The following is a 24,624-nucleotide window of genomic DNA, read 5'->3' on the forward strand; positions in this document are numbered from 1 at the left end:
TTAGGTAAAAAACAGGTCTACTCTGATTCATATAAAATGAGGTTTGTGTCATTAAGCGTTGTATCGTAAAATCTGATGAGCTGCTGTACAAAAGGCGTTAAGGTCTGATACCTGAAATGCAGGTGCTCCCTTTCCAGCAGTCGGCCAAGCGCAGGATCATCTATACTTTTAGCCGGGATCAGCAACAGCACTTTCCCCTGCTCATTCTTTCCTCCCGGTCCCTTAAACTTATCCAGGTCCTGCAGGGCGATGAGGCTAACGGAAGCATGACGATAAAATGTATTTTGCGGGCTAATGTCCTGATAAGGATTTGCCCCTTCAGGATACATGAGCTGAACCTGCTGTTTACCATAATGCTGATAGATATAAGTCGTTAGCGCTACTTTAGCAAGGCCTGCTCCTCTGGAGCTGGTCACGATCAGTCCGCAAAGGTTATAGCAAAAAATTATAGCCAGCCCAACAGGCAATACCAGTGTATATTTTTTTGGGAATAAGGCCCTCAGGTATTGATAGCCTAAAATCAGGAACAAAGGCACCAAATTGGCCAGAGGGAATAAAAATCGCAGTTCTTTATGCGGAATCAACGCGTGAACCAGCAAAAAAGGAAATAATGCCCATAAACAGACATGTCCCGGATTTTTAAGGATCAGGATCAGTAAAGACAGGATGATGAAGAACCCAAAAATCCCCGGCGCTTTAAAGGTATAGATCAAATACTGGTACCAGGGTTCGGTACCAAAGCTGGAAGCGATATCCTGGAGGATATTGGCCTCAAAGTAATTATACAAGGTAAACGATGCCGATCCATAAAACCAGCTGTCTACCCCTATCCCCAGCAAAAGAACCATAAGGATACATCCGAAAATGAGCAGCATGTTCCGGTAGCTGAACCTGCCCACAACCATCAGCCAGATCAACACACCGGAAACCAGCAGTGCAGATTGAAATCTAAATAATATGGACAGCCCCAGCGCAACACCCAACAACAGCAGTCTCGCTAATTTTGGCTGATCAGCGCATTTGAAAACCAGTGTTAAGGACATTAAAAAGCACAGGCCAGACCAGCTTTCTGAGGAGAAACGCACATTGATGTAAGGCAGAAACCATAAAAAATACGACAGAAAGATAAAATATGGAAATAGATTTTCAGGGAGGAGAAGCCGCTGGCTTTCGACAAACCTGTTAATCACCCAGATGGCCAGGCCGGCACTAATTAACCGCAGCAGAAATGCCATGAGATAAGGACTTTCGATTCCAATGGCATACATGCCCTTGAACAACAGGAAACATAAGGATGGTTGTAAAGCGGACCGTATTTGCGCCTTATATTCCCATGCCAACTCTGAGGCCTGTACCTTTCCGGCTTTGAAACCCGCAAATTCAATGATCTGGAAATGTTCGTCCCAATGATGATAGCCGCTGCTATTCCAGGCCACGATCACATAAATGACCACAACAATCGCCAGAAAGTAACCTGAATTTTCTATTTTAAATTTTGCCATTGGGAGAACAGATCCTATTAAATACTGGATTATTTGGAGCCAAATTGCCGGGGATAGAACGCAACGCTGAACATAAAAAATTGCTGCAGATTATTTACGGTACCTAAGCTGATCGTGTTGTTGTCTACGTAACTGATCACATTGGTTCTTTGTCGCAACAGGTCATTTGCAGAAAACTTCAACTCCAGCTGCTCTTTTTTTAGCATCCTGTAATACAGGTTGATGTTCCATATTAAATTCTGCACACTTTTTGTCCCCGTGCTCTCATTTATATTGTAGTGCATTTGGTTCACAAGCGTTACGCGTTTTGGCCAGGACAAATGAAAATCCGAACCAATGGACCTGTAATTAAAATTAAGTTTCTGAGTACCCGATTCACTTTTGATGCGGTTGGTATACCATGAAGTACCCGCATCCAAATCAAGCTGCATGCTTTCTGAAAGTACATAATTGATTTTCCCAAGAACCCTGAAATTCACATTATCAGACTTGCTCAACAATCCGTTCAGATAATATGGGTTTTCTGAGAAGTTAGCGTAAGGCATTAATAAAATACTCAGGGGGGCAGAAAACATTTTAAAAGAACGCATATACTGACCAGAAAAATTGATGTATTTACGTCCGTCCAAATTCATCGTATACCCCACTCTTCTTCCCTGGGGATCATAAAAACTACTGTCCGTAAAGCCATTTTTAAAAAAACCAGCTTCTACATCCAGTTTAAACAATCCTTTTCCCGGCCTGTTATTGGAAAAATTTAACCTCAGGCTTTGCTGATACTGCTGTTTTAAACTGCCATTGCCTATTTTCATATAAACCTGCTGGGCACTGTCAACAAGCGGGGCTAAATTATCTATACCGGGAATTTCTGCAGAGGTAGAATAACCGAGCGAAAAACTTCGCTCATATTTTCCGGCTTTCTGAATGGCATAAGTTAAATTTGCAGAAGGCAGTGCAGTATGATAAGTTCTGCTGATGTTTTGAAAACTTTTCTCCGATTTATTCCTCTGGCCAATCACCTGCATTTCCATCAGCACTTCGAATGAAAGCCGTTCATCAGATCGCTGGGCGATATTTTTACCGAAATTGCCATTGAACTTAATTCCCGGCCGTTCTGTTAAAGTTTGATACGTGCTTTGATTAGACAAGTAGGAATTCAGCGAAGTATAGGCTCCGCTTTGTGTATCCAGGTTATAGACCAACTGATCATTTGACTGCCGGAATTGTGAGGCATTGTTGATCAGTTTCGTCTGAATTTTCCTGGCAATTCGTAAAAACTGAGAGACATTTACTTCTCCGTATAAAGACTGACTGATTCCCGTTTGATTAAAAAGGGATTTCCGGTTAAAATCAGTACTATTCTTTGGAATAGCATTGGAAGAAAATTCACGAAGCATGGTGCTGTATGTATTTTCATTATGATAACGGTTGTTCTCAAACTCATATTTAAGATAAAAATCCTGATATAATTTGGTATCGATATTACTTCTGAAATCGGCATATAACTTCAACCTTTTGTTATGATCCGAAAAGTCATTTTTTGTTTTGTATTCACTCAGTAATGATCCGGCCCCATTTAACGTATTGCTTTGGTTTTGATTTTTATATCCGGAATTGTTTTCTTCATATTCAGGCGCAAAAAAGAAGGACTTAAATTTCTTGTTTACCCCAATTGAGCTTCTTAAGCTATGCTTATACCGGTAATTACTTCCATCTTCAAGATTATTTCTTTTCAGCACATCATCTGTTAAGGAAGTAACTTCATTTACATTTTTTAAAGTCTCATTACTAGACCGGAAACCAAAATAACCGGACTTCGATGTTACGGCTTTGTTTACATCCAGGTCGTAATTAAATCCCCAGGCCGAAAATTTATTCAATCCCTGTTTATAGAAATCAGACTGGTACTTCGAGTTGTCACTTCCTCCGGGCTTATACACGCTTAGGCGCAACATATCGTCAATACTGTAAGTTTCTTTATTGGTATTATTGGTAGCCGCCATTAAACTCAGCTGGCTCTTAGGAGTAAAAGCATTCAGGGCCACACTGCCTTCATATCTTCCCTCCGTTCCTAACCCCGCTCCGATTTTTCCAAACAAGCCTTTCTTTTTACCCTCTTTCAAAGCAATGTTCATCGTTACTGTGGGTGTCCGGATCTCAGCATCGGTATGACTTTGATCATTGTATACCTGAACCTTATCAATAATGTCTTTAGGCAGGTTTCTCATTGCAATAACCGGATCCGATCCAAAGAAAGGTTTACCTTCAACCAGAAGGCGGCTTACCGCTTTGCCGTTCACGGTGATTTTGCCATCGCCCCAAACTATAATGCCAGGCACTTTTCTAAGCATATCTTCTACCACTGCATTTTCTTTTGTTTTGAAGGCCTCCGCATTAATTTCCAGTGTATCCCCACGCATCACCATCGGCGGACGCTGTGCAACGATCTTTACTTCTTCCAGATTGTTTTCCCTCTTCAACAGGAACAGTTCTCCAAGTTCAATTTCGGGGGTTTTACTACTAAATTTTATCTTCTTATAAAACGTGGTATAGTTTACATGGCTCAGGCTTAGGGTCAGCGTACTGTCTAAGGGGAGCCCTTCCAATTTAAAGGAACCGTTCGCTTTCGTAAACAGATAGGTCAGGATCGCAGAATCCTTTTGTAAATAGATCGTAACCGTAGCCGCCGGGATAGCAGATTTTGACTCCTTGTCTTTTGCAACACCACGTACTACCCCTTTTACCGGATTTGAATTTGACTGTCCAAAAGACAAGTACCCGTAAAAGCAAATCAGCATCAACACAATAAGCGGCGTCTTTTTACTCATATATCCGAACATTTAAATACCTGAATATCTCTTTAAGATATTCTGTGGTTTGGTAAGGCACCTCTTTAAAAGGGACAAATATTTTAGTGGCTTTGAAGTCCGGGGTTAATACAAACAGGAAGGGAAGGTTCTTGTTTTCCAGGGGCAGGCCCAGGTTTGTTCCGGGAAGGCCATAGGTGGCAAAAGCATATTTTTTGTTCCGGGTTTTAATTAAAAAATCTCTTTCCGTATAGATGTCTGTCAGGATCAACAGTTCAGGGAGCTTTTCCCGTTTGGTAATCCGGTGTATCTGAGAAACCACTGAGTCTACGCAAACCTCACAATCAATGTGAGAATACCTCAATATTAACCTCGGTTTATTTCCAACCAGTTCTTTCAGGGAACGGGACTGACCTTCGGGCGTTTTAACCAGTGTTTTAGCGGAGACCAGTTTATGATCACTTGGAATAACCAGGGTTGGGTATAAGTTATAAAAAGCAGATTTTAGTTTTACAACCGGCCCGTCGTCTGCCACTTTCGGAACAGCAATTGCCTGCTCCAGTCTGGCTTTAGGTTTCATTAAAATGAACACCAATGTGGTGGTGGTAGCCATCAGCAAGGTCAGTGTCAGATTGAGTAAATGATCTTTATTCATATTTTATTGCTATAAGTTCATGCCCTGCCAATTGTTAACCAGATTAAAGCTGTAATATGCGATGGCGACCACATAGACAGCAAAGCCCCCGATAATTGCTTTATTGCTGAAGGTGAGCTGTTCAAAACGGATATTTTCTCCAAGCGCAACAACGGCCATCATTAAGAGGCCAAAGGATGATAAATACATATACCTGTCAGCCACCACAGCTGCCCTTGCCAGTGGAAATACCTGGATAGACAGTAATAAATGAGCGAAAAAGATCCCGATGCATAAGAGATAGAAATTGAAATTCTTTCCACCCTTAAGTAATCCCGTCAGCTGCCATGAAAGCAAACCAAACACAACAGGATAAACATAAAATTTAAGCGGCAAGGCTTGTCCGGCAGCATTTGGAAAGGGATAATGATAATGAAGGTCAATTGGGACAAACAGGTTAAAGACATAAAAACAAAGGCAATAAAAAGTTAATACGATGCGCTGGTAAAAAGGATAGCGGGCAATGTCATGACTGCCATCTCCGTAAACAGCCGCATAAACAGTGACCAATCCAAATACCAGCGACAAGACCATAAAAGGCAGCAGGTAAACAATGGTCTTTTTCAGGTTCACCTGATCATACTGCCGGTCGTAGCAATAACGAAATACCAGAAACATAAGCGACAACAGGACGGCCTGTTCCTTGGCTAAAAAAGCCAGTGTGAACGCTAAAATGCTTGCCACATAATACCCTTTGCTCCCATTTACATAAGCCTTTATAAACCACATAAAGGAAAGCAGCCCAAAGAAACTGAACAACAATATTTTTGAGGCAGAGATCCATACCACCGATTCTACATTGAACGGCAGGATTGCCCATAGCACAGTTACCACATAGGCCAGAACCGTTACATTACCGATATGGAACAACCTGAATATCGTTTTAGAAATGGTATAAATTAATGCCGTGTTCAGTACATGTACAAAAAAGGAGATCAAATGGTACCAGTAGGGATCATAGCCATTAATTTTATAAATCAGATAATAGTACAGCGTATTTAGAGGAGCATATTGCAGTGAATTAATATTGGTAAACACCTTTTTTAAAAATTCAGGGTCAAATTTTGCCGGTCTGACCAGGACGTCATCTAATAACATCCATTGATCGTCTACGTTTGCAAAGCGCAGCCCATTCAATTCTTTATAAATCAAAGACATCAGAATAACCAGCAGGAATACAAAAGGAAGCTTGTTCTTCATATCAGAAAAAGGCCATCTTTAAGGGTCTATCCACTCCTAAAAGATGGCTTGAAATAATGGTTAAAACTGGACCTGTTATTTTGTACCCGTACCGGTACCTCCCGGAGTTGTTCCCGTACCGCTTCCGGTTCCGGTTCCACTTCCTGTTCCGGTTCCGCTACCCGTTCCGGTTCCAGTTCCGCTGCCGGTTCCGGATCCTCCACCCGTACTTGGTACGAACAGATCCTCACATAAATCACCAATTGGTCCGAGAGGTGGATTCAGGATCACTTCCATACAAGTCCGTTGTTTGTCGTCATCTCTTACACAAGGCCTTACCGTTGCCTGAACGGTCATTTTTGCACGTTTATACTTAATACCTACCTCTTTGCCGTCTACCACAACAGTTGCTGATGCGCCGGTCAAACTACAGTAAACACAATCTACGGTCTTCTGTGTGCCATTCACATATCCGGACATGGCTGGAAGAACCTGAGAGCAATTGCCCGTTGGCGCCTGGGCAAACAGATTGAACTGTACGCTTAAGCTAAATAGAAAAGAGGTTGCTATCGTAACGAAGAACCACTTCTTCCTGTTTGTTAATTTATTTTTCATAAAATTTAAATTGAAGGTTATATGATTTTTGGATAGACCTTGAGCTCACTTCTATTGTGGTTCTTTTTTCACATATAAAAGTGTCAATACCGGATTTTGAACATTGGTTCCGGAAAAAAACTTCTTCAAAACAGGAGGTAAACTCTTGTCCCATTGTTCATTGCCACTCAGGTACAACTTAGCCTTGAATAATGAGGAGGAAGCCACTGAAGAAACAAGCGCCTCATCGGGTTCTACCCCATAAATTCGCCCTTCGGTTAAGGGGAGCTTAAAGGATAGCGAATCAGAAACTATTGTTCCTATTGAAAATAACTTTTTGCCGGACAGGTTGTACAGCAGATAATTGTGCAGATCCAGGCCATTTATCGGGCGGAAAGTAATGCAACTGCCTACCCTATAAAAATCTGCGATTGCGTACACCAATGGTTTATTTTTTTCCAGGTACCTGATCCGCTTGCCCTTATATTCATCACCGACCAGGAAATCAGCAGGTAAGGCATCCTTTGCCGGAAAAACAAACCGGTAACTGTTAAATAACTGTCCGGCACTATCTATCTCGTAGACATTATAGTCGTACGGTAAAGTCAGGCTTACTTTGCCGGCATGTCTGTTATAGAAATACTGGGATACCCCATAGAGATCATCCGGTCCCAATGCAATTGTATCTACAGGCAAATACCATTTTTTGATCTCCTTTTGGCTGGCAACGACAATCCGGCTCCTTTCGGCCTCTTTATTGCCTGCAAAATACTGCGCCGCAGACCTGTACAACATCTGATCTGTAGACCGGTAAAAACAAGTATTGTTTTCAGATAGCGCGTAATATCCCTCTGAGCTGAAATCCTTCTTTATCTTTTTAAGGAATTTGCCATCAAAAGAGTAATAAAAGATATAATCCGTATGCTGATCGGCAAAGATGACCTCTTTGTTTCTTTCATTTACGGTGAATTTATCAATCTTTTTATAGCTGTCTTCCACTTTCTGATCCCGGTTAGAGATCTTGCTGTAAAACCGGCCATTCTTATCAAAGAGCAAAATAGAATTTGTCGTTTCGTCTGCGATAATGTAATGGCTTTGCGTGACCTCCAGTTGATTAATATTGGAAAACATACTTTCTCCAGTTGTTTCCAAAGGCAGATAGATCACCGAGTCCAGTATGGCAGAACCCAGGGGATCTTCTTCTATTTTTCCGGGATCAATTTTCAGCAACATTAAATTTGCGGTATCGGGGAGGTAAGTGGCCTTTAAAGGCGGCCTTTTATCTCCTGTGGCGCAGGACGATAACAAAATTGCCATCAATAGCAATGGGCCAAAGTAATATACTCTGTTCAGATATTTCTTGCAGGTGTGAGCGTGTAGCATTCAATAGTAAGTTTACAGGTAAGGGATTAGGCTATTTTTTCAGGTATAGAAGTGTGAGCACCGGATTTTGCAGTTGATCGCCTTTATAGAATTTCTTTAAATGTTGCGGAAGCTGCTTCTCCCAGTTTTTGTCTTTACGCAACTTTTCTTTTGCGCTAAATAGCGTCGAAGCAGACAGAGCGGAAATGAAAAAGTGATTGTTTGCAGCGGCATAAATTCTACGCTGCACCATTGGAAGTTTAAAACAGGCATGATCCGGCATTATTTCAATCATGGAAATCAATTCTGCCGTTTCTAAATTGTACAAAAGAAAGTTGTGCAGATCCAGGGCATTCACCAGCCTGAAGGTGACCAGCTTATCACCCTGATAAAAGTCTGTTATGGAATATACTGCGTTCTTATTGTTATTGAGATAGGATACCCGGTTTGCTTTATAAACTGGGTTTTTCATAAAGTCGTTGGGCAGACTGTTCATTGCCGGCAATACAAAACAATAGGTATTGCTCATCTTACCTATGCTGTCAATTTCATAGATATTATAGTTGTAAGGTATGGAAAGTGTAACCCTGCCGTTATGATTGTTATAAAACGTTTGGGCCACCCCGTACAGGTCATCTAAAGCTACGGTTGAGGTATCTAAAGGTAAGTATCCATACCTGATCTTTTTCAGGCTATCTAAAACCAGGATGTTGCTTGTGGCTACTGTCGGATTTGATTCAAAAAATGCTTTATTTGAACGGTAGAGTATCTGGTTGGCACTTCTTAAATAAATGTCCAATCCTGTTGACATGTGATAAAAGTCTTCTCCGGATATCACTTTCGGCATCTTTCTAAGATATTTACCCTCAAAAGAATAGTAAAACCTGTAAAAAGAATGGGGATCCAGGAAGGAGATCTCCTCTCTTTTTTCATCGACCACAAACTTTCCGATTTTTTTGAAGGTGCCCTCTGCAACCTTATCGGTATTCACTATTTTATTATAGAACTTTCCATCTTTCGTAAATAAAAATATGGTATTCAAAGACTCATCAAGGATGACATAACATTTCCTGGTCACCTCCATCTGATCAATGTTGGAAAATATGCTTTGTTTTATCGTCTGCAAGGGTACATAAACCACTGAATCGAATAGTTCAGCTGCCGGAGTTTCTAATGTTGCCGAAGAGGGGTCTATTCTAATCTCTTTTCTGTTAAGGGAATCAGGAATCATCTGAACATTTATAGCTGAGGTATTATTTTGTGCCTTTGTTTGTAAGAAGAAAAAAAAGACAAGTACAGCTAAACTAAATCTGACAGATCCAACCAGAGAGCGCGCGTTTCTCATAGGAATAAATTAACTATAATATTTGGTTACTTATTTTTTTCACATTATCATACAATTACCTTGTATTCAATGACAACGTAAAGAAAAGTGATTAACACATTGCCAATTAAACAAATCGTATCAATTGTTCCACAGATTGTATCTATTTTTTAGTTATACAATAAAAATTCCCCTTCAATATTTTAAAAATCTACCATAACGCTGTATTATTGGCATTATTTGTAGTTTTTAGGAAATATTTATATTCATTATCTAAATTCTTTACCAGCAAATCCAGTCCCCCTCTCCCCTTTTTTCTACCATAAAATGAAACAGACAGGGAGGATGAAACACAGCTAAACAGATTTTCAGGAAATCATGTCTTTTTCTTACATAACAGTATACAAAAATGACACACCTCTATATCTTTAAGATTATTACCCTATTTTTAAGTACATAAAAAACCAATTAACTAACCAAATCATCCTAAAAAATTATGAAAATCACTAAACTGATTCTGACAGGAACCATCGGTGTCCTGCTTTGCGTAACCTCATGTAAAAAACAAAACGAAAATGCTTCTGCTCCTGAGGCTGAAACCCTCAGCACTGCTCAACAGGGCGAATGGAAATCCGCTTATTACCTGGGCTCACTCATCAGCTACCAGCGCATTAACGGACAAAATGTATTTAATGGAGATATGGTCATCACCGATGATCAGTTATCGGCGACTCCTCAAAAAACAGGTGTTCAGACAGAAGGACATGGTCAAAACAACGTATGGCCAAGTGCAACAATTTATTATAACATCAGCACAAGCTTCACCGCGAGTGAAAAAGCGGTGATTACATCAGCCATTAACGACTGGGCAAATAAAACCGGGCTCAGCTTTGTATCCAGAAATACCGGCACCTATCTAAAAATACAACGTGGCAGTGCCAATAACTGTACCGTTGGTTATGTGAGCAATGCAACCATGAACTTATCCGATCCAAGTGCCAAAGGAATCGTGGTACATGAACTTGGACATGCCATCGGCTTACATCATGAGCAATTGCGTGCCGACCGCGACACCTATATTGACGTGAAATGGAGCAACATCAGTACATCGGCACAGGGCAGTTATAATAAAATAACAGGAATGAATTACGCAGGAACAACCTTTGATTTCGCTTCCATTATGCTTTACGGTTCTTATAACGGTTACGGCGCCATCAACAGCAGCTTACCTACCACCACCCGCAAAGATGGTACAACCTGGGTTGATCCTTCATGGAGCGGTTCAAAAACACCTTCTACAGGTGATGTGAACTGGGTAAAAACAATGTACGGACTTTAAAAAAAGTTGATTTCCTTAAAAAGGCTATCCGAATGAAATTTTCGGGAACGTGTAATTCCGCAGCAATGTGGAATTACATTTAAAATATCTGAGATCAGCATTCGTTATATTTGAGTTGGCATTCCTAAAAATATAAGAATATGGCTTACGATGAACAACTGGCTAATCAGGTAAGGGAATTACTCTCTGATCGCGAAGATGTAACTGAAAAGGAAATGTTCAGTGGAATCTGTTTTATGGTTGATCAGAAAATGTGTATCTGTGTCTCAGGCGATGAGCTATTGTGCCGCATAGGCTCAGAGAAAGTTCAGGTAGAATTGGAGAAAGGCAATTGCAGGAACATGATGAACAATGGCAGAGTAATGAAAGACTATGTGTACGTTGAAGACACTGTCCCTGGAAACTTAAAGAAGTTGAATTATTGGGTTGACCTGTGTCTTGAGTTTAACCCATTAGCCAAATCATCCAAAAAGAAAGGCTAATACTTTAATAAGTGTTAACCTCTGCTAAATTAAGAACTATAAAAATCAAGGGATACAGTTTTTATCCGTATCCCTTTAAAGACTAAACTAAGGTTTCTTTTGAGGGATTGGTTTTCGCTTGCTGCCAATTCCTTTGCTCAAAACGTTGCATCTGTGGTTACGATCAGGCCGCCCTGTCTTTACTGATTTCTTTTTCGGGACAACAGCTTTTGGAATCACCAGATGTTTTGTCACCTCCCGCATACTTTCCTTTTTTGTTTTTGCACCCTCATAAGGAATCGTACTACAGTAGGTGATCGCGTTCTTCTCTTTTTCATTTGCATCTGGTTCCCGCAAGTCCAAACATTTGTATTGTGTCCGGGATACCACATTTTTTCTGGAAGAACGCAAAAATAGATAAAGATGGATTTTCTTTCCTGCCATTTGTTCAGGCAGGTAGAACGGGAAATAGTTATCACTTCTCAGTGCACCTGCAGCCACCTCTTTAAGCTGTTTACCTGCAGGTTCATAAAGGAAGCAGTAAATGCTGTCACAGCAACCAGCAGCCGGTGATTGATACCAATCTACGCTGGAATTCCACCGTAAATTAAACAACTGACGATCAGTCTGATGCACCACAAAACTACTCAATCCATCCAAATTCCCTTTGCTTAAAGTCACTTTAGAATAATCAATTTCCAGATTTGGATATCCTCCATCGATAATGCAATGGTAATTTTCCCTGAATGCAACATTAAATGCACTCATTCGCTGTTTCGACTTCTTAGGATATCCGATCTTTATAAAAAAGGTAAACAATCTTAAAAATTCCACCAGTAGCTTAAATCTTGATCTGACGCCTAACGCAACCTCAGTTACGGGTCCTTCATACTTTTTTGGGAGGTTCCTTACCTCCGTCTGATTGTTCCTTGTGGAGAACACCAGTCCTCCGATCTTTCCGGAAATGTTTCCGAAAATACCACCTGTTATTTTTGCCATTTTTTTAAAACTCCTTTCCTATCCAATTGGCAAATTTGGCGATGGTGCGCAGATGTCTGCGCTTTTTATAAACCCCATCGCCTGCTCTGCCCCCTTCAATATTTGTGTTGCCCTCGATTGTGAGTGCCCAGTCTGATTTGATGCTTATAACGAATCCGGCATGCGCAATTCTCTTCAATGATGGAAAATAGATTCCAAAAAGATCTGCAGGCTTCGGCTTTTTGACGAGCCGGTTTGCCGGGAACAAGGTTGGTGTCCAGCCTGTCCTGGGTTTAGAAAGACCTGCCTGTCCGTAGACCCAACTTGTGTATGCAGCACACCAGGCATGGCCTTTTGGTAAGCCTATATATTTTAGGTAAAGCTCCACCCTTTCTCCATCATTGTTTCCCGACCTTTCTCTAACTCCGAGTTCCTTTTCGGCAATCGCAAGTACGGATCTTCTGATTTTTTCCCCGGCAAACGATACGTCTAACAAATGGCGATCAGGCATCCCACTGCTGCAAATAACAGGGATACAAATGATGCCCAATAAAAGCTTAATTGTTTCCATGAGTCCAAAGTTTTAAATTGTAAAACCATTACTTCTATTACAGGGAAGCCTAATCTCAGCCATAACCTTTGCAATAACCAAAAGCTTAACCCTGCAGCAAGCAGAAAGGAGATCAGACTCAGCAAGACCAGGAGCCAGATGCCCGGGTCAATATATCCGGCAGTGACATCCGCACTGATGATCCAACGTTGTCCCAATGGCCATATTAAGACCATGACTAATAATAAAAAACCAATTTCTAAAGCATAGGCCGTCATCATATGAGGCCTTTTTACACCTATATTTTTCATAATAAAATCTATTAAGTTGTTGGAATAATCACCCGCCCTCCTTGCGGAACAGCGGGTGATCGATTGGTTAGGTTAAGGTAACGCTTCCACAATACTGGGAATTTGAAACCGTCTTTCCATCAGCAGTGACCAACATCATATAGCAATGAAGTGGCAGACCGATAAAGTCAAACGGAACTACCATCTTAAGCTTTAATGCTGATCGTAAGGTAATTACCGAATTGATGACGATCTGGTCTACCTCCGGCGTATAGATATAGACCTTCACTAAATCTGTGTCATTAACCATGATAAAGCTGTAATTTACCGTCCAGGAAAAATCCAGTGTTGCTGTTTCTCCTGCGACACTCTCCACTTTCGGCTTTTGAACAGGGGCTAATCTACCCCTGCTGATAGAGAATTTTTCGTGATTGATGCTGTAATTTGGCCCGGTTCCTTTAAGCCCATGTTTTAAGTTGTAAGTCAGCGCTGCATTTCCTGGAGCGACATCTTCCTTATTGTTTTTAAATCCAAGCGCAATTGCTTCGCTGAACAAACTCACATGCTTCATCATCAGGCCAAAACCGGTGCGATGATCAACCTGTTCTTTTGTAGCCCGCTTTGAGGATTTACCCGGCCTCATTGAAAATACATTTTTGTTTTTGACACGACGGCCAACGTTGTTTCCTACTTTTCCTGTGAGGTGGAAGAATGGACCTCCTGCTAAAAATCCCATTGTTTTAAGTTTTAAAAATGAATTAATCTGTTGATTCGTAAGTCGCTTGCAAGCTGCGTTTTCCGGGTACCTCGGAAGCCGCTTAAACATTACGATTCAAACGTATGGATCAATATCCTAATAACCTAAGCCTCAATGGCTCATGACACAAATTGACCGAATTTGATTCAATTTGACTCAATTTGACACAGTCGGCAGTTTTACGAATTGGCATAAATTAAAAATGCCTGTGCTGATGAGCACAGGCATGGAAACCAGTTTTAGCTAAACAACATTACAAAATGACTCACTGAGTGCCCAAAATTGACGATTTAAGGTAGTACTTTCGCTTACCAACCAGCTTCATTTTCCAGTTGGACGTTTTTTCCAACCTGTAAAAAGTACTTGAGCTGATACTTAACATTTGCATCACCTGGAGCTTATCTAACCATTCGTCTGGCTGTAATGGGATATGATTTGCTTGCATCTCCCTTTCTCTGGAATTAAAATATCTTTCTATTTTTATTTCTATTCTTCTCAAAATCGATTTCATAATAATGGGGATTTAACAGGCCAGTTTTGGACAAGGGGATTACCCGGGCCATAAAAAAATAAGGCCTATGTAGTTAAGGAATAAGGATGATTTTACGTGGGGACCGCTTGAGTCGGAGCGCTTGAGCTACTATTTGGGATTTAAGTATTTCATCATGAGATTCAGTTTAAAGGTTAATTTGTGTGTGAATTATTTCCCTCCCTTTTTATTTTAATCTCTCTTTATCTTTAGGTTGGCGTTAAAATGAAATAACACTCCGGTAAAGATGTATAATTACCAGATAACGCAACAAGCATTGTTATAGTATAAATATATATAATTTCCAACAAAAAATTAAATACTACTTATTGATGTTTTTTCTACAATTAAAACATTTGAACACGATATGGCTATTCTCCTCATACAGATTAAAAAAAATCATACGGAGATCCGTTTGAAATGTTTTGTATATCCGTTATCCTTCTATCTATCATTATATAACCGTCAAGAGGTGGTTGATAGGTCTATTATTGGTTTCCACCACCTTTAAACTACGTTTCCAAAATCAAACTACGGTATATTTCAGGATAACACATATTAACACGATATGAAAAACATTTCGTAAATTGTTTAAAAATCAATTAAATAATTAACTAAAAACACGAAAAAAGATGGGAACATTAAAAAATGGGTTATTTGGCGGATTCCATGGCAGAGTCGGCAACCTGGTAGGTTATACTTTAAAAGGTAAACATGTCATCAGAATGATTGGCAAAAGTAATAAGCCGCTTACCCCGGCAAGAAAGGCAAACTGTGAAAAAATGAAGGTGGTCAATGAGATCCTCAAGCCTTCCCTTCATGCAATTCGGGTAGGATTTCGCCTTGCCGTTGCGGGAACAGACAGAAACGAATACAATGAAGCCGTTTCTTACAATAAAAAGAATGCAGTTCAGGGCGAATATCCAAACATCAGCCTGGACTACACCAAAGTATTAATGAGCATGGGAACACTTCCAGGGGCTGTTAATCCAACCATCAGCCAGGTGGAAGAGTATATCACCTTTACCTGGAAGAAATCGGACCTCCCGGTGAGCCAATATGATACTGACCGTGCCATGCTGGTCATTTATTTCCCTGATTTACAGGAGACCTGCTGCCAGTTAATCGGGGCAAAAAGAGTGGAAGGAAAAGATGTAATTGCGATCAGTTCACAACATATAAATGAACGCATGGAAGCCTATATCTCTTTTGCTAAAGAGGATGGCAGAGAGATCTCTAATAGTGTTCATGTAGGCTCTTTGAATTTAGACCGTAAAGCAACAATTGCGGCCGAAAGTATATCTGAAGCTAAAGATATCCCTGAAATTGTTCATTTGCTACAGGATGAGCTGAATCAAAAAGTAAGCGGAAACTGTGAGATAAAGCTCAGTGAGCATGACGCCCGCATTGCGGAACTCAGCATCAATTCCTCTCCTGGCGAAGAAGCAAATTTTAAAGAAACACTGTCTTCAACACTTTCTCTTTTATTTCAAAAAGCACAGGTTAACCGGGTTGTTGTGAAGCTAAGCACGCATGATAAGGAAATGATCGGGTTGTTAAAAGGTCTGGGCTTTAAAAAGGAAGGTTATTTTATTGAGAATCGCTTTGTAAATGACAGCTGGGTCAATGAATATCAGTTTGCGATACTAAAATCGGAATGGAACATGTTGAACTAGTTGTTTAGCAAAGAATTTTGATTTTTTTACCGTGTTTCATATGCCAGAAGATCGTCAAGATCTACCCTGGTGGAAATTTCTATGGATTTAATTACCATATTCTCCTAGTTGCCAATTTTTGGCTATCAGGCCATTTTTGAATAAGCGTCGGCTCATTTTCATCGATGAGATGGCCGCTTTTTGGCGCTTTAATTCTATTTGTTTTCTAGCCTCCGTAGTCTTTGCTCCATTTTATCACGCTCTACATTCTGAAGCTGATTTAACTTTTCCATCGCAATTAAATGTAATGTTAACTCTTCGATCTTTTTCAGGAGCTTTTTATTCATTTCACCAAGTGCCAATCCATCCTTATCGATTTCGGAGGCAGAAGGAATCTCAGGTAAATGCCCATTATCCAAAATATATTTTTCAGTTTCAGCCAATGAACGAAGATTATACTCTTTTTTGAACACATAATCCGGCCAGTTAGCCGTTTCCACCCGTATCTCATGTGCTCTTATCTTGCCGTTAACTGCCAGCTTATATCCCCTGGTATCTATCGCATCCATTCCAATACCAACATTTTCAGAAAAATAAGCATTACTCCTATGAAAGAGCTCTTCAGTCAGATCTGAAAAGATAATGTTAGCCGGCGGCTCAGCTAATAACAATCCCGGAGTCCAGCTTCCTGTTACCGCATTAGACAATACTAAAGCACCACCTCCCGTATAAGCCGGAAGAACAGCATAAAAATCCCAGACATCCATGTCACGTTGAACAACTCTTAAACTAGATGCAATTTTTGTTCTTCCAGTATTGTAGTAACTCCCGGAACCATAAAAGCCATTATTATGGGAAAATGCATTACTCGTTCTAAAATGGATCACACACTCTCCATTCTGAGCCGCGGAAGCATTATAACCACCCCCAGCTATAATTTTCAACTCCACATCCACTCCCTGTTGTGGTAAATTCAAGGTGCCCAGCTTATACCAACCGGCAGTCTGGTCAGTACTTCCAAGATGATGTACCTGACTATATCCAGAATTATTCATTAATATAGAAATCAACACTACCAACAAACATTTCAAAAGTCCTTTTAACATATATTTTTATTATTTAAGTTTTAAATATAAGTAACCTCAATCTATCGAGCTCTTTGGTGATCTCAAACATAAAGCCTTGGGGGAAGCGGTTAATATTACGTCTTGCTTTAACATCTTGGACTCAACTCAATACAGTTCTGCAAGACCTCCACTCAACATCATTTTCTGATCATGGATCACATAGATTTTCCCAATATAAAACTAGCATTTCATTTCATCTTTAGTATTTTTCTAGAACGGGAATATTATTGCTCGATCCAATAACTGCCACCAATGGTGGCAGTTATTCATAAGTGGTATAAAACATACGCATACGCCATATATTCCGGCTACTCAGGCCCCCAATAAGTGTCTAACTTTTTGGGGGCACTTCACTCTGTCGGGCTTTGATTATATTTTTTTCCAACTATTAATAACAAAGTCCAGAGTTTCCATTTTTAGATTTACCTTGGACTTAAACCAGCTACGGCAAAGAACACTTGTGCCGAGTGAGCTACTTTTTTTTAAAAGTATTAAGCATTTTATCAAACAATTCCTTTTTTGAACCAGAAACATTTACATAGCCAACACTAATAGATCCCATTCTTACATCTTTCCAAAATAATCCTTTTTTAGTTACGCCTTCTAAGATGAGGGTATCAGGTACGTAAGACTTTTCTTGCTCTTTTAAAAGGATTTTCGTTAGTTCCAAATCTTTCAATCTAACACCAGAAATACTATCCCCCAAATTAACTACGTTATTGTAATTCAACATGCTGCATACAAAATTTGTTATGTAAATTTTAGAAGAGTCTTGGTAAGAATATTGTTTTTCTAATTCACTATGCCCTCCTATTAAAATTGTAAGCTTATTCTCACAAAGAACATCCATGACATAGTTGCCTTCTTTTGAATAGTTTGCCTTACAATACCGTGTGCTATAATTTCGACCAACTGAGCAGGAAACTATAGAAAAAACTAATAAAAAATAAATTATAATTCTCATGATTGATTTTATTTATACCAAGATGGTTTAATAGGGAAATTCATTGGAACAAGAGGCATTCCTGAAGTTGTCATTCTTGCTCCACTACCTCCTATATACCCACCTGAGCTATCTATACTCTTGATATAATGGCTTCTTAAAGGTTGTCCCAATTGCATTCTTAAAATATTCTCTCTATATACGGCTTGCCACTCACTTCTTTTTATTCCTTGGTGAATTCGTCCATCTAGCAGTCCTTTGTTGGCATCCGAGGCATGAAACATTTCATGAGCTAAATCAGTCGTGCCATTGGTCTGACCTCCACTTGTCGTTGGAAGCATTGAACCCGAAGGATCCCAAGAAATTACACCACCAGAGCCGCCGTTTAAGCTTCTTCCTGCGGTTATCAAAGCTTGAAAAGCTACCGTCTCTGCAGGATCTGTTCTGAGTTGACTGGCATGAGCCATTATAGGCTCGCTCGAATTAAATTTGCTATCTCCTTTTTCTATGGTAAAGTTATTGGTAGACGATTGAAGTTCTGAAAGCATACTTGCTCCTTCTTGGCCTTTGTTAATCTCAGCTAATGCATTAACAGTTTTTTTCAAAAACCCCTTAACCTTACCAGTATATTCAGCGCCATTTTGATATAGTTTGCCATTTTCATATAAATACTCTTTCCCTCTGTGACTAATTCTTAAAGAGTCTCCATTAACATCTATATTCAGAACAGGATTGTTGGCACCATATTGATATGATGTTAAATTACTATATTTCTCTGCAAACCTGTCTATTGTGTTAAAACGTCCTATCACTGGATCATAGAACCTCGCCCCGTAATCGTACTGCCCACCTAATTCATCCTGAATCTCTTTTCCGTTATAAAGATATTTATTATTTACAGAAACCGGGCTACCGGAAGATTTTCTTAACCCAAATGCATAATAATCATCACTCTGCAGTCGCTCTAAAATACCATTTGACGGATTTCTCCGAAAACTATACCTTACATTGCCCAAATGATCACTCAGATTATACTCATAGCTAAAAATACCATTATTATTTCTGGCTACTCCCTCCTCTGTATGAATGATGTCAATTGTATTTCCTGCATACTCAATCCCACTGACATACGTCCTGACTTCACCATTACTTGCCTTTTGCAATTTCTCTCCCAGAGAACTATAAGTATAAGCCAGGTTCAAGCCGGGCTTGGTCACCGTAATTGGAAGATTTAGATAATTATACCCAATATTCAATCCATTTCTACCATCAAGAATCACATTTCCATTGTTATCATAACTGTACTGTCCTGTAGCCAAAGGCCCGCTGGTGATCTGGCTCAATCGGTTTCCGGTATAGCTATAGCTACTCGCTCCAAGTCCATCACGGTTCAGACTGGAAATATTACCCATCACATCATAAGTCAACACCTCAGTCATATTCACTCCAGTTGAGTTCGCACTTAAAAGTCTGTTCAATGCATCATAACCATATGTAAAGGCTTTGGTATAGCTAATCCCGGTCCCCCATCTTTGTCCTGAAATATTTCCATTAAACTGGGGAGAAGCACCATCCTGATACTGCAATTCCATTCCGAACTGATCCGAAATACTCCTTTTCAACCAACCACGTTCATTATAATCATAAACCGTATTCTGAAGAAAGTTAAGACCCTGATCGATACTGTGCAGATTTTTCTTCCTTAGTTGCCCCAATTCATTATAATCCAATTTGCTCAATACCACCTCAATGCCACCATTGATTTGCTCCAATGTAGCTTGCTTACGTCCCATGTGATCATAAATGAACTGATTGTTTATGGTAGTGCTCACTCCTGAGACAGTATGAACACGAACACTATTTTTCAGTTCTCCGGCGAAGCTATATCCATTGGTTACGACATCAGTCCCCCCAAGATGGTTCTGGCTTTTAGTTTGCGTAAGTCTTCCATCGGCGTCATAGTAATTCACTGTCATCAGCATTGTTCCAGTTCCCAATACTGTAACTCTGCTTGCAGTGAGTAACCCTTTAGTTCTTTCACCACCGACCAATCCAAGCCCTGCATCCCCGGAAAACAAAGCACTTTCCGGAAATTCATAATTGTCATAATAATTGATGCTGTGATAGTAAGCAATGGTCCTTGGGAAGGCCAGATTGGTATAGTCTGCCCCTGCAATATTTCTGGTTTCACAAAGGACAGACTCCCCATTGACAGTGTTCTGCATCGCTACCGGAGTAGATCCATCAGCGCAAATACCTGTAATCACTACCCTACCCAGGCCATCATACTTGTTGAACAACCATTTCCCTTCTCCACGCTGAATTTCATCCTGGCTCAACACCAACTGATCCAGTTTATTGTATATCATAAACTCCCAGCCACCCTTACCGGGAATTTTCTTCTCTGTCAACCGCTTACGCCCATCATAATGATAACCATAAATATAATTTTTGAACACTTCATCGCTTTCAGAAAAGCCGTCCTGAGTCACAATCGGTGGAATAACATAACGCAGGTTCCCCAGGTTGTCGTAAACATAATAAGTACTCAGGCTGCTAACATTACTTTCCCAGATCCTTTTCAAAACCACCCGTCCATTAAAATCTTTATATTCCTCTACAGATCCCGCCTTTTGACCAGAGGGGGTATTTTCATCCCTTACTACCGTTTTATACAACTTGCCGGGGGAATAAGGACGGGCTGCTGCCGCCCCCGATGCCGTTACCTCCCAAAGCTTCACCTCACCCGCAAGGTTAGTCTCATAGCTCATCTTTTGGGTATGCCCCGAAGAAAGTTGCCAGGCTCCACCCGGAGCACCTTGCTCCAGCACACGGTTTAAAGGTGAATTTTCAAATTTGGTTTCAGAAAAAGCTGAATTACTGATTACCGGAATCCCTACAATAGGATTGTTATAAAAATCCTTTTGCTCAGTAACTGAAGCGGGTTTAAAACTACCATTCCCCGAAGAAGAAGGGTAAGGAAGGTATTTAAACTGTTCTCTGCCAAATGCGTCATAGGCCATAGGTTGTACCAAATCTTTGTGGTTCGGACTACCCTGCACAGTAACGGTCTGCAATACTCTGCCCAATCCATCAATATATTGAACCGTTTGGTTTACCTCGCTGGTATTTCTTGCAGAATCTATGTTTTGCGAATTTACCCCTGGCATTTTAAAAACCCTGCTGCGTATATAGTTTTGATTTACCGAGGGGCTCCATAACGAAGGCACATTATTCTCAAAACTCCGTCCGGTATAGATCCGGACGTTCTGTCCTTTGGGGATGAAGAAACCACTTTTTAAGGTCACACTAACGGAATCCTTGATCTCCTTTTCACCGTTATATTGAGCCAGTACTTTACCTTCCTGGGCCATTAAAGTGCTGACCGACATCAGCATCGCAAACAGACTGAGGAATTTCTTTCTATTAAAATATCTTTTCATTACTGAGCGCTTCTAAGGTTTAAGGTGGTATTCGTAAGATTTAATGATATGCCCATTCTGATCTTTGATATATTTTAATCTTTGAAAATCATCGTACACATAATAAATGGTCTGACCACGGGTGTCAGTCTGATCGGTTGTACCCACTTGTGGAAGGTAATTATAAGTACTGATTGTTGCTTCCGCAGGATATAAACGAACCTCATCAACGATACCCGCTCCTGCAAGCTGAACATCAACCACACCTGACAGATAATGGTCATATTGATACCAACCATTACCCAGTTTCGTTTGAGATACATTTCCAACGGTACCGGATACTGCAAACGCAGAACTATTCATAGTCCTGTAGCTTAACACATATCGCTTACCGCCATTAAGACCAGCCTTACTCAAAGCTCCATTGCCAAGCTGATAAACCTTGCTTCCGGTAGCTGCCGTAGCGGACACCAACGGTATGCCGGTATAATTCCAGTTTCCTTTTGACTCCGCCTCAAAACTTGAATACGCGATATCTGTATGGGCGGCATTCATTACCTGTGCCACAGGGAGTGTTCCTTCATAATCCCACAAAAGTGCGACTTTAGCGCTACCTGGTGTTTCATATTCAAGAATGTTGGAATTACCATCATATTCACTTATGTGGAGTCGTTTCTCATAGGAAGGATCAGGTAAAAAGCTGGTTGGTGCATTCCCGGTAGGCGGGTTACCCGCAACCGACTGATTGGAAAACTTAAACGCCGATAAAGAAATCGGATTTAAGGTTTTCAGGCTCAATTCATCCTCTTTCAAACCTTTTCCGCCTGGTTTATAAGTTGTAATGTTTCCTGAAAGCAGCTTGATTTCGCCTGAAGAATTAGTCATATACCTGGCTTTTTCCACCGGATAAGACACTAAATGATTGGTCTTCATCTGGTCTATGAACCCTACACCGTTGGCATAATCTAAAGGATAAGTAGTACGTTCAGTCTCTTTCTGGCCATCACTCGTTATGCTTTCTACGGCTGTTAACTGAATGTGATTAGGGTTATCATATATAAATGTTTGAATAGTTTCAACCGGATTTTGTCCATTCAGATCAAAAAGTTTAACCCGGGTAGAATCTTTATAGATCCACTGTGAAATCTGAGAATACGGGTTAATATTAAAATCATTATTACCAGCTTCATGCTGTCCTAGACTTCTTCTGTAATAACTTATTGTAAAGCCGTCTAAAACTTTATAATGAAAGGGAGAGGTAATGTTATAATGGTGGTTCTCTTCCCTCACTGGAATCCTCAAACTACCAGTAGTTTTATAATCGGTTTTACTTAGCAACAATCCCCTTAAGTGATCAAGACTTGTAGACTCGCTGTAGGCAACCGGTGTCGTTCCTTCTCCATGTTCAAACATTGTTGTATGCTTATACAATGTTCCCTCTCCGTTATTTTTTTCGACCCGGACTTCCCTGTACCCAACGTTTCCACCTTTAGTACTACCTAAAGCCAATGCATTTGCGGTTCTTACATAATAGCTACACACAGTACCATTAAATATCTGGTTATAAAAATAATCGTAAATAGGTTCTCCCGCTACCACACCACTGGAACGGAACGGTTCATCGGTCATCTTGTAAGTATATGTTTTGACCATATCTGCATTAATTCCAGCACCATCGTGATCAGTAATTTTTGCCACCCTGACGCCACCTGTTATCTTGTCGTATACCGGAATATCTGTGTTCGCTACGTAAGTGGCACTAATCCGCGTGCTCGTAATAGGATTTTCAGAATAAGCCGTTAATGTATAAGTACCTGGTTCCAGATCATAACTTATTAAACCCTGACCAAAAGAACCGATAAACATCCTTTCTCCGGTTTGGTTGTTTTTTAAAGTCACATATTCATAGTAACTTGGGTAGTCACCTGGGTCATCTGCTTTATTAACCGAATAATCAAAAGTAACTGTTTGAAAAAAATCAATAGTAACCGTTGAAACCGACATTGAATTTGATGGATCTGCAATAGCAGATACTGCAACATAATCTTTCTTCCAGTCAGCGACCTTAATTCTATTTATAAATCCTGCATCATTAGACTCATAATCAAATTTGGTATATCCACCTGTTGCATAAGTAATTTTATTGAGCACTCCCGCTATAGCAGAATCAAAATCCGGAGAACGGTCCGCTCCCTCAAAACGAACTGTTTTACCTTGACCGCCGGGCATCTTTCCAGGTGGAACCAAAGAACTGCCACGATTCTTATTTGCAAATCCCCAATGATCTGCGGATTTTGCGTAAGAACAAGGCACTCCTCCCGGATTAATATATTCAAATTTAAACAAAGGAATATTGGATAATGGTGATTTAGGGTCATATTGCCTTAGTGCATCTAACCTCAGCCTATTGCAGCCAAATACATTGTATTCGAGGTTGATCCCTTTAACCGGAATACCGTCATATTTGAAAACAATTCCATCCAATCTGAATTCGGAGCTATAAGCGGGCAAATCAATTCTTTTTGTATTTGCCAAAAGTTCAATACTGTTCTTTCCGCTGTAAATAATATGCAATCGCGCCGTTCTAATCGAAACTCTGGTTCCTTTGCAAGAACCACTGCCTATAAAAGTGCACGTTTCGTATGACGGCATCCTTTGATAGTTATCGTCCTGAGTGATCAAATCTAAATAGGTCAAACCAGCTGTATAACCAAACCCTACGCTTTCCCCACTTGGCGTGGTGATGGATCCTAAATGCCAGCTAGAAACAAACTCAGGTTCTTCAAAAATATCACAATCTCTTACCTTAGTCGTATATTCTGAAGCACTGAAAGAATATTGCACCCCCGCCTCATCAGTAATCGTAAAACCTGAAGCATCTTTAACAACCTTGAGTTGTTGATAAGGCATTATCGTCCCTACTCCATTGGAATCAAAAATTATGCTTCCGGATTTCCCCTGAAAGTTAAAAAAGAACTGATCCGGTTGAGTATCATAGAAACCATCAGCAGCATTTTTTAGAAACAATTGTTTCTCTGCATAAGTGTAGAGATTATTTTGATAACTATCTAACTTTTGTTTCATATGTTCATAACCGATAAACAGTCCGTC

The 24,624-nt window shown here is 40.2% G+C and carries 19 protein-coding genes; 3 read left to right on the plus strand and 16 right to left on the minus strand.

Annotation, left to right across the window (positions count from 1 at the left end):
* Positions 1 to 17 precede the first annotated feature (17 nt).
* From DBR43_RS29910 to DBR43_RS29940, 7 genes are all read right to left on the minus strand, one after another.
* Entirely contained in the window at positions 18 to 1,502 is a 1,485-nt protein-coding gene (locus tag DBR43_RS29910) for a hypothetical protein (RefSeq protein WP_124586975.1), read from the minus strand.
* 29 nt (positions 1,503 to 1,531) lie between these two features.
* Complete coding sequence (locus DBR43_RS29915; RefSeq protein ID WP_124586976.1) at positions 1,532 to 4,330, minus strand: outer membrane beta-barrel protein; 2,799 nt, start codon at positions 4,328 to 4,330, stop codon at positions 1,532 to 1,534.
* A complete protein-coding gene (locus DBR43_RS29920; protein WP_124586977.1) occupies positions 4,323 to 4,964 on the minus strand; it encodes a hypothetical protein in 642 nt (213 codons plus the stop codon). The genes DBR43_RS29915 and DBR43_RS29920 overlap by 8 nt, the downstream gene beginning before the upstream one ends.
* Before the next feature lie 9 nt (positions 4,965 to 4,973).
* Positions 4,974 to 6,203: a hypothetical protein gene (locus DBR43_RS29925; RefSeq protein ID WP_124586978.1), complete on the minus strand. Its 1,230-nt coding sequence runs from the start codon at positions 6,201 to 6,203 to the stop codon at positions 4,974 to 4,976.
* A gap of 75 nt (positions 6,204 to 6,278) precedes the next feature.
* Positions 6,279 to 6,797, minus strand: coding sequence for a hypothetical protein (locus tag DBR43_RS29930; RefSeq protein WP_124586979.1), 519 nt, complete (start codon positions 6,795 to 6,797; stop codon positions 6,279 to 6,281).
* Between the two features lie 51 nt (positions 6,798 to 6,848).
* The gene (locus tag DBR43_RS29935) at positions 6,849 to 8,159 is read right to left on the minus strand and encodes a 6-bladed beta-propeller (protein WP_124586980.1); all 1,311 of its coding nucleotides are present in this window, start codon (positions 8,157 to 8,159) and stop codon (positions 6,849 to 6,851) included.
* 31 nt (positions 8,160 to 8,190) lie between these two features.
* Positions 8,191 to 9,369, minus strand: a complete 1,179-nt coding sequence (locus DBR43_RS29940; protein WP_158622630.1) for a 6-bladed beta-propeller — start codon at positions 9,367 to 9,369, stop codon at positions 8,191 to 8,193.
* A gap of 589 nt (positions 9,370 to 9,958) precedes the next feature.
* Between DBR43_RS29940 and DBR43_RS29945 the strand changes: the two genes are divergently transcribed.
* Entirely contained in the window at positions 9,959 to 10,801 is an 843-nt protein-coding gene (locus DBR43_RS29945; protein ID WP_124586982.1) for a M12 family metallopeptidase, read from the plus strand.
* 140 nt (positions 10,802 to 10,941) lie between these two features.
* Entirely contained in the window at positions 10,942 to 11,283 is a 342-nt protein-coding gene (locus DBR43_RS29950; protein WP_124586983.1) for a TfoX/Sxy family protein, read from the plus strand.
* Between the two features lie 87 nt (positions 11,284 to 11,370).
* On the opposite strand, the gene DBR43_RS29955 is transcribed toward DBR43_RS29950, so the two are convergent.
* The 5 genes from DBR43_RS29955 to DBR43_RS29975 form a co-directional block, all read right to left on the minus strand.
* Complete coding sequence (locus DBR43_RS29955; protein ID WP_124586984.1) at positions 11,371 to 12,261, minus strand: DUF6266 family protein; 891 nt, start codon at positions 12,259 to 12,261, stop codon at positions 11,371 to 11,373.
* A 4-nt stretch (positions 12,262 to 12,265) separates the two neighbouring features.
* Positions 12,266 to 12,811, minus strand: coding sequence for a C40 family peptidase (locus DBR43_RS29960; RefSeq protein WP_233603273.1), 546 nt, complete (start codon positions 12,809 to 12,811; stop codon positions 12,266 to 12,268).
* The gene (locus DBR43_RS29965; protein WP_124586986.1) at positions 12,730 to 13,101 is read right to left on the minus strand and encodes a hypothetical protein; all 372 of its coding nucleotides are present in this window, start codon (positions 13,099 to 13,101) and stop codon (positions 12,730 to 12,732) included. The genes DBR43_RS29960 and DBR43_RS29965 overlap by 82 nt, the downstream gene beginning before the upstream one ends.
* Before the next feature lie 67 nt (positions 13,102 to 13,168).
* A complete protein-coding gene (locus tag DBR43_RS29970) occupies positions 13,169 to 13,816 on the minus strand; it encodes a DUF6266 family protein (protein ID WP_124586987.1) in 648 nt (215 codons plus the stop codon).
* Between the two features lie 286 nt (positions 13,817 to 14,102).
* Positions 14,103 to 14,348, minus strand: a complete 246-nt coding sequence (locus DBR43_RS29975) for a hypothetical protein (RefSeq protein ID WP_124586988.1) — start codon at positions 14,346 to 14,348, stop codon at positions 14,103 to 14,105.
* Between the two features lie 650 nt (positions 14,349 to 14,998).
* Between DBR43_RS29975 and DBR43_RS29980 the strand changes: the two genes are divergently transcribed.
* Positions 14,999 to 16,042: a GNAT family N-acetyltransferase gene (locus tag DBR43_RS29980; protein ID WP_124586989.1), complete on the plus strand. Its 1,044-nt coding sequence runs from the start codon at positions 14,999 to 15,001 to the stop codon at positions 16,040 to 16,042.
* A 194-nt stretch (positions 16,043 to 16,236) separates the two neighbouring features.
* Here the strand turns inward: DBR43_RS29980 and DBR43_RS29985 are convergent, their stop codons facing one another.
* From DBR43_RS29985 to DBR43_RS30000, 4 genes are all read right to left on the minus strand, one after another.
* Positions 16,237 to 17,127, minus strand: a complete 891-nt coding sequence (locus DBR43_RS29985) for a hypothetical protein (RefSeq protein ID WP_158622631.1) — start codon at positions 17,125 to 17,127, stop codon at positions 16,237 to 16,239.
* A gap of 493 nt (positions 17,128 to 17,620) precedes the next feature.
* Entirely contained in the window at positions 17,621 to 18,112 is a 492-nt protein-coding gene (locus DBR43_RS29990) for a hypothetical protein (RefSeq protein ID WP_124586991.1), read from the minus strand.
* A gap of 8 nt (positions 18,113 to 18,120) precedes the next feature.
* Positions 18,121 to 21,534 (minus strand): DUF6443 domain-containing protein, encoded by a 3,414-nt coding sequence (locus DBR43_RS29995; protein WP_124586992.1) that lies wholly within the window; start codon positions 21,532 to 21,534, stop codon positions 18,121 to 18,123.
* A 12-nt stretch (positions 21,535 to 21,546) separates the two neighbouring features.
* On the minus strand, positions 21,547 to 24,624 hold a 3,078-nt coding region (locus DBR43_RS30000; protein WP_233603274.1), incomplete at its 5' end, for a hypothetical protein.

It is taken from the genome of Pedobacter sp. KBW06, from assembly GCF_003852525.1.
Lineage (GTDB): Bacteria > Bacteroidota > Bacteroidia > Sphingobacteriales > Sphingobacteriaceae > Pedobacter.

Coding starts and splice junctions, on each gene's coding strand:
- DBR43_RS29985 (WP_158622631.1), bottom strand. CDS start 17,127: ATGTTAAAAGGACTTTTGAAATGTTTGTTGGTAGTGTTGATTTCTATA.
- DBR43_RS29935 (WP_124586980.1), bottom strand. CDS start 8,159: ATGCTACACGCTCACACCTGCAAGAAATATCTGAACAGAGTATATTAC.
- DBR43_RS29925 (WP_124586978.1), bottom strand. CDS start 6,203: ATGAAGAACAAGCTTCCTTTTGTATTCCTGCTGGTTATTCTGATGTCT.
- DBR43_RS29945 (WP_124586982.1), top strand. CDS start 9,959: ATGAAAATCACTAAACTGATTCTGACAGGAACCATCGGTGTCCTGCTT.
- DBR43_RS29910 (WP_124586975.1), bottom strand. CDS start 1,502: ATGGCAAAATTTAAAATAGAAAATTCAGGTTACTTTCTGGCGATTGTT.
- DBR43_RS29915 (WP_124586976.1), bottom strand. CDS start 4,330: ATGAGTAAAAAGACGCCGCTTATTGTGTTGATGCTGATTTGCTTTTAC.
- DBR43_RS29990 (WP_124586991.1), bottom strand. CDS start 18,112: ATGAGAATTATAATTTATTTTTTATTAGTTTTTTCTATAGTTTCCTGC.
- DBR43_RS29960 (WP_233603273.1), bottom strand. CDS start 12,811: ATGGAAACAATTAAGCTTTTATTGGGCATCATTTGTATCCCTGTTATT.
- DBR43_RS29940 (WP_158622630.1), bottom strand. CDS start 9,369: ATGATTCCTGATTCCCTTAACAGAAAAGAGATTAGAATAGACCCCTCT.
- DBR43_RS29970 (WP_124586987.1), bottom strand. CDS start 13,816: ATGGGATTTTTAGCAGGAGGTCCATTCTTCCACCTCACAGGAAAAGTA.
- DBR43_RS29995 (WP_124586992.1), bottom strand. CDS start 21,534: ATGAAAAGATATTTTAATAGAAAGAAATTCCTCAGTCTGTTTGCGATG.
- DBR43_RS29920 (WP_124586977.1), bottom strand. CDS start 4,964: ATGAATAAAGATCATTTACTCAATCTGACACTGACCTTGCTGATGGCT.
- DBR43_RS29965 (WP_124586986.1), bottom strand. CDS start 13,101: ATGAAAAATATAGGTGTAAAAAGGCCTCATATGATGACGGCCTATGCT.
- DBR43_RS29930 (WP_124586979.1), bottom strand. CDS start 6,797: ATGAAAAATAAATTAACAAACAGGAAGAAGTGGTTCTTCGTTACGATA.
- DBR43_RS29950 (WP_124586983.1), top strand. CDS start 10,942: ATGGCTTACGATGAACAACTGGCTAATCAGGTAAGGGAATTACTCTCT.
- DBR43_RS29980 (WP_124586989.1), top strand. CDS start 14,999: ATGGGAACATTAAAAAATGGGTTATTTGGCGGATTCCATGGCAGAGTC.
- DBR43_RS29955 (WP_124586984.1), bottom strand. CDS start 12,261: ATGGCAAAAATAACAGGTGGTATTTTCGGAAACATTTCCGGAAAGATC.
- DBR43_RS29975 (WP_124586988.1), bottom strand. CDS start 14,348: ATGAAATCGATTTTGAGAAGAATAGAAATAAAAATAGAAAGATATTTT.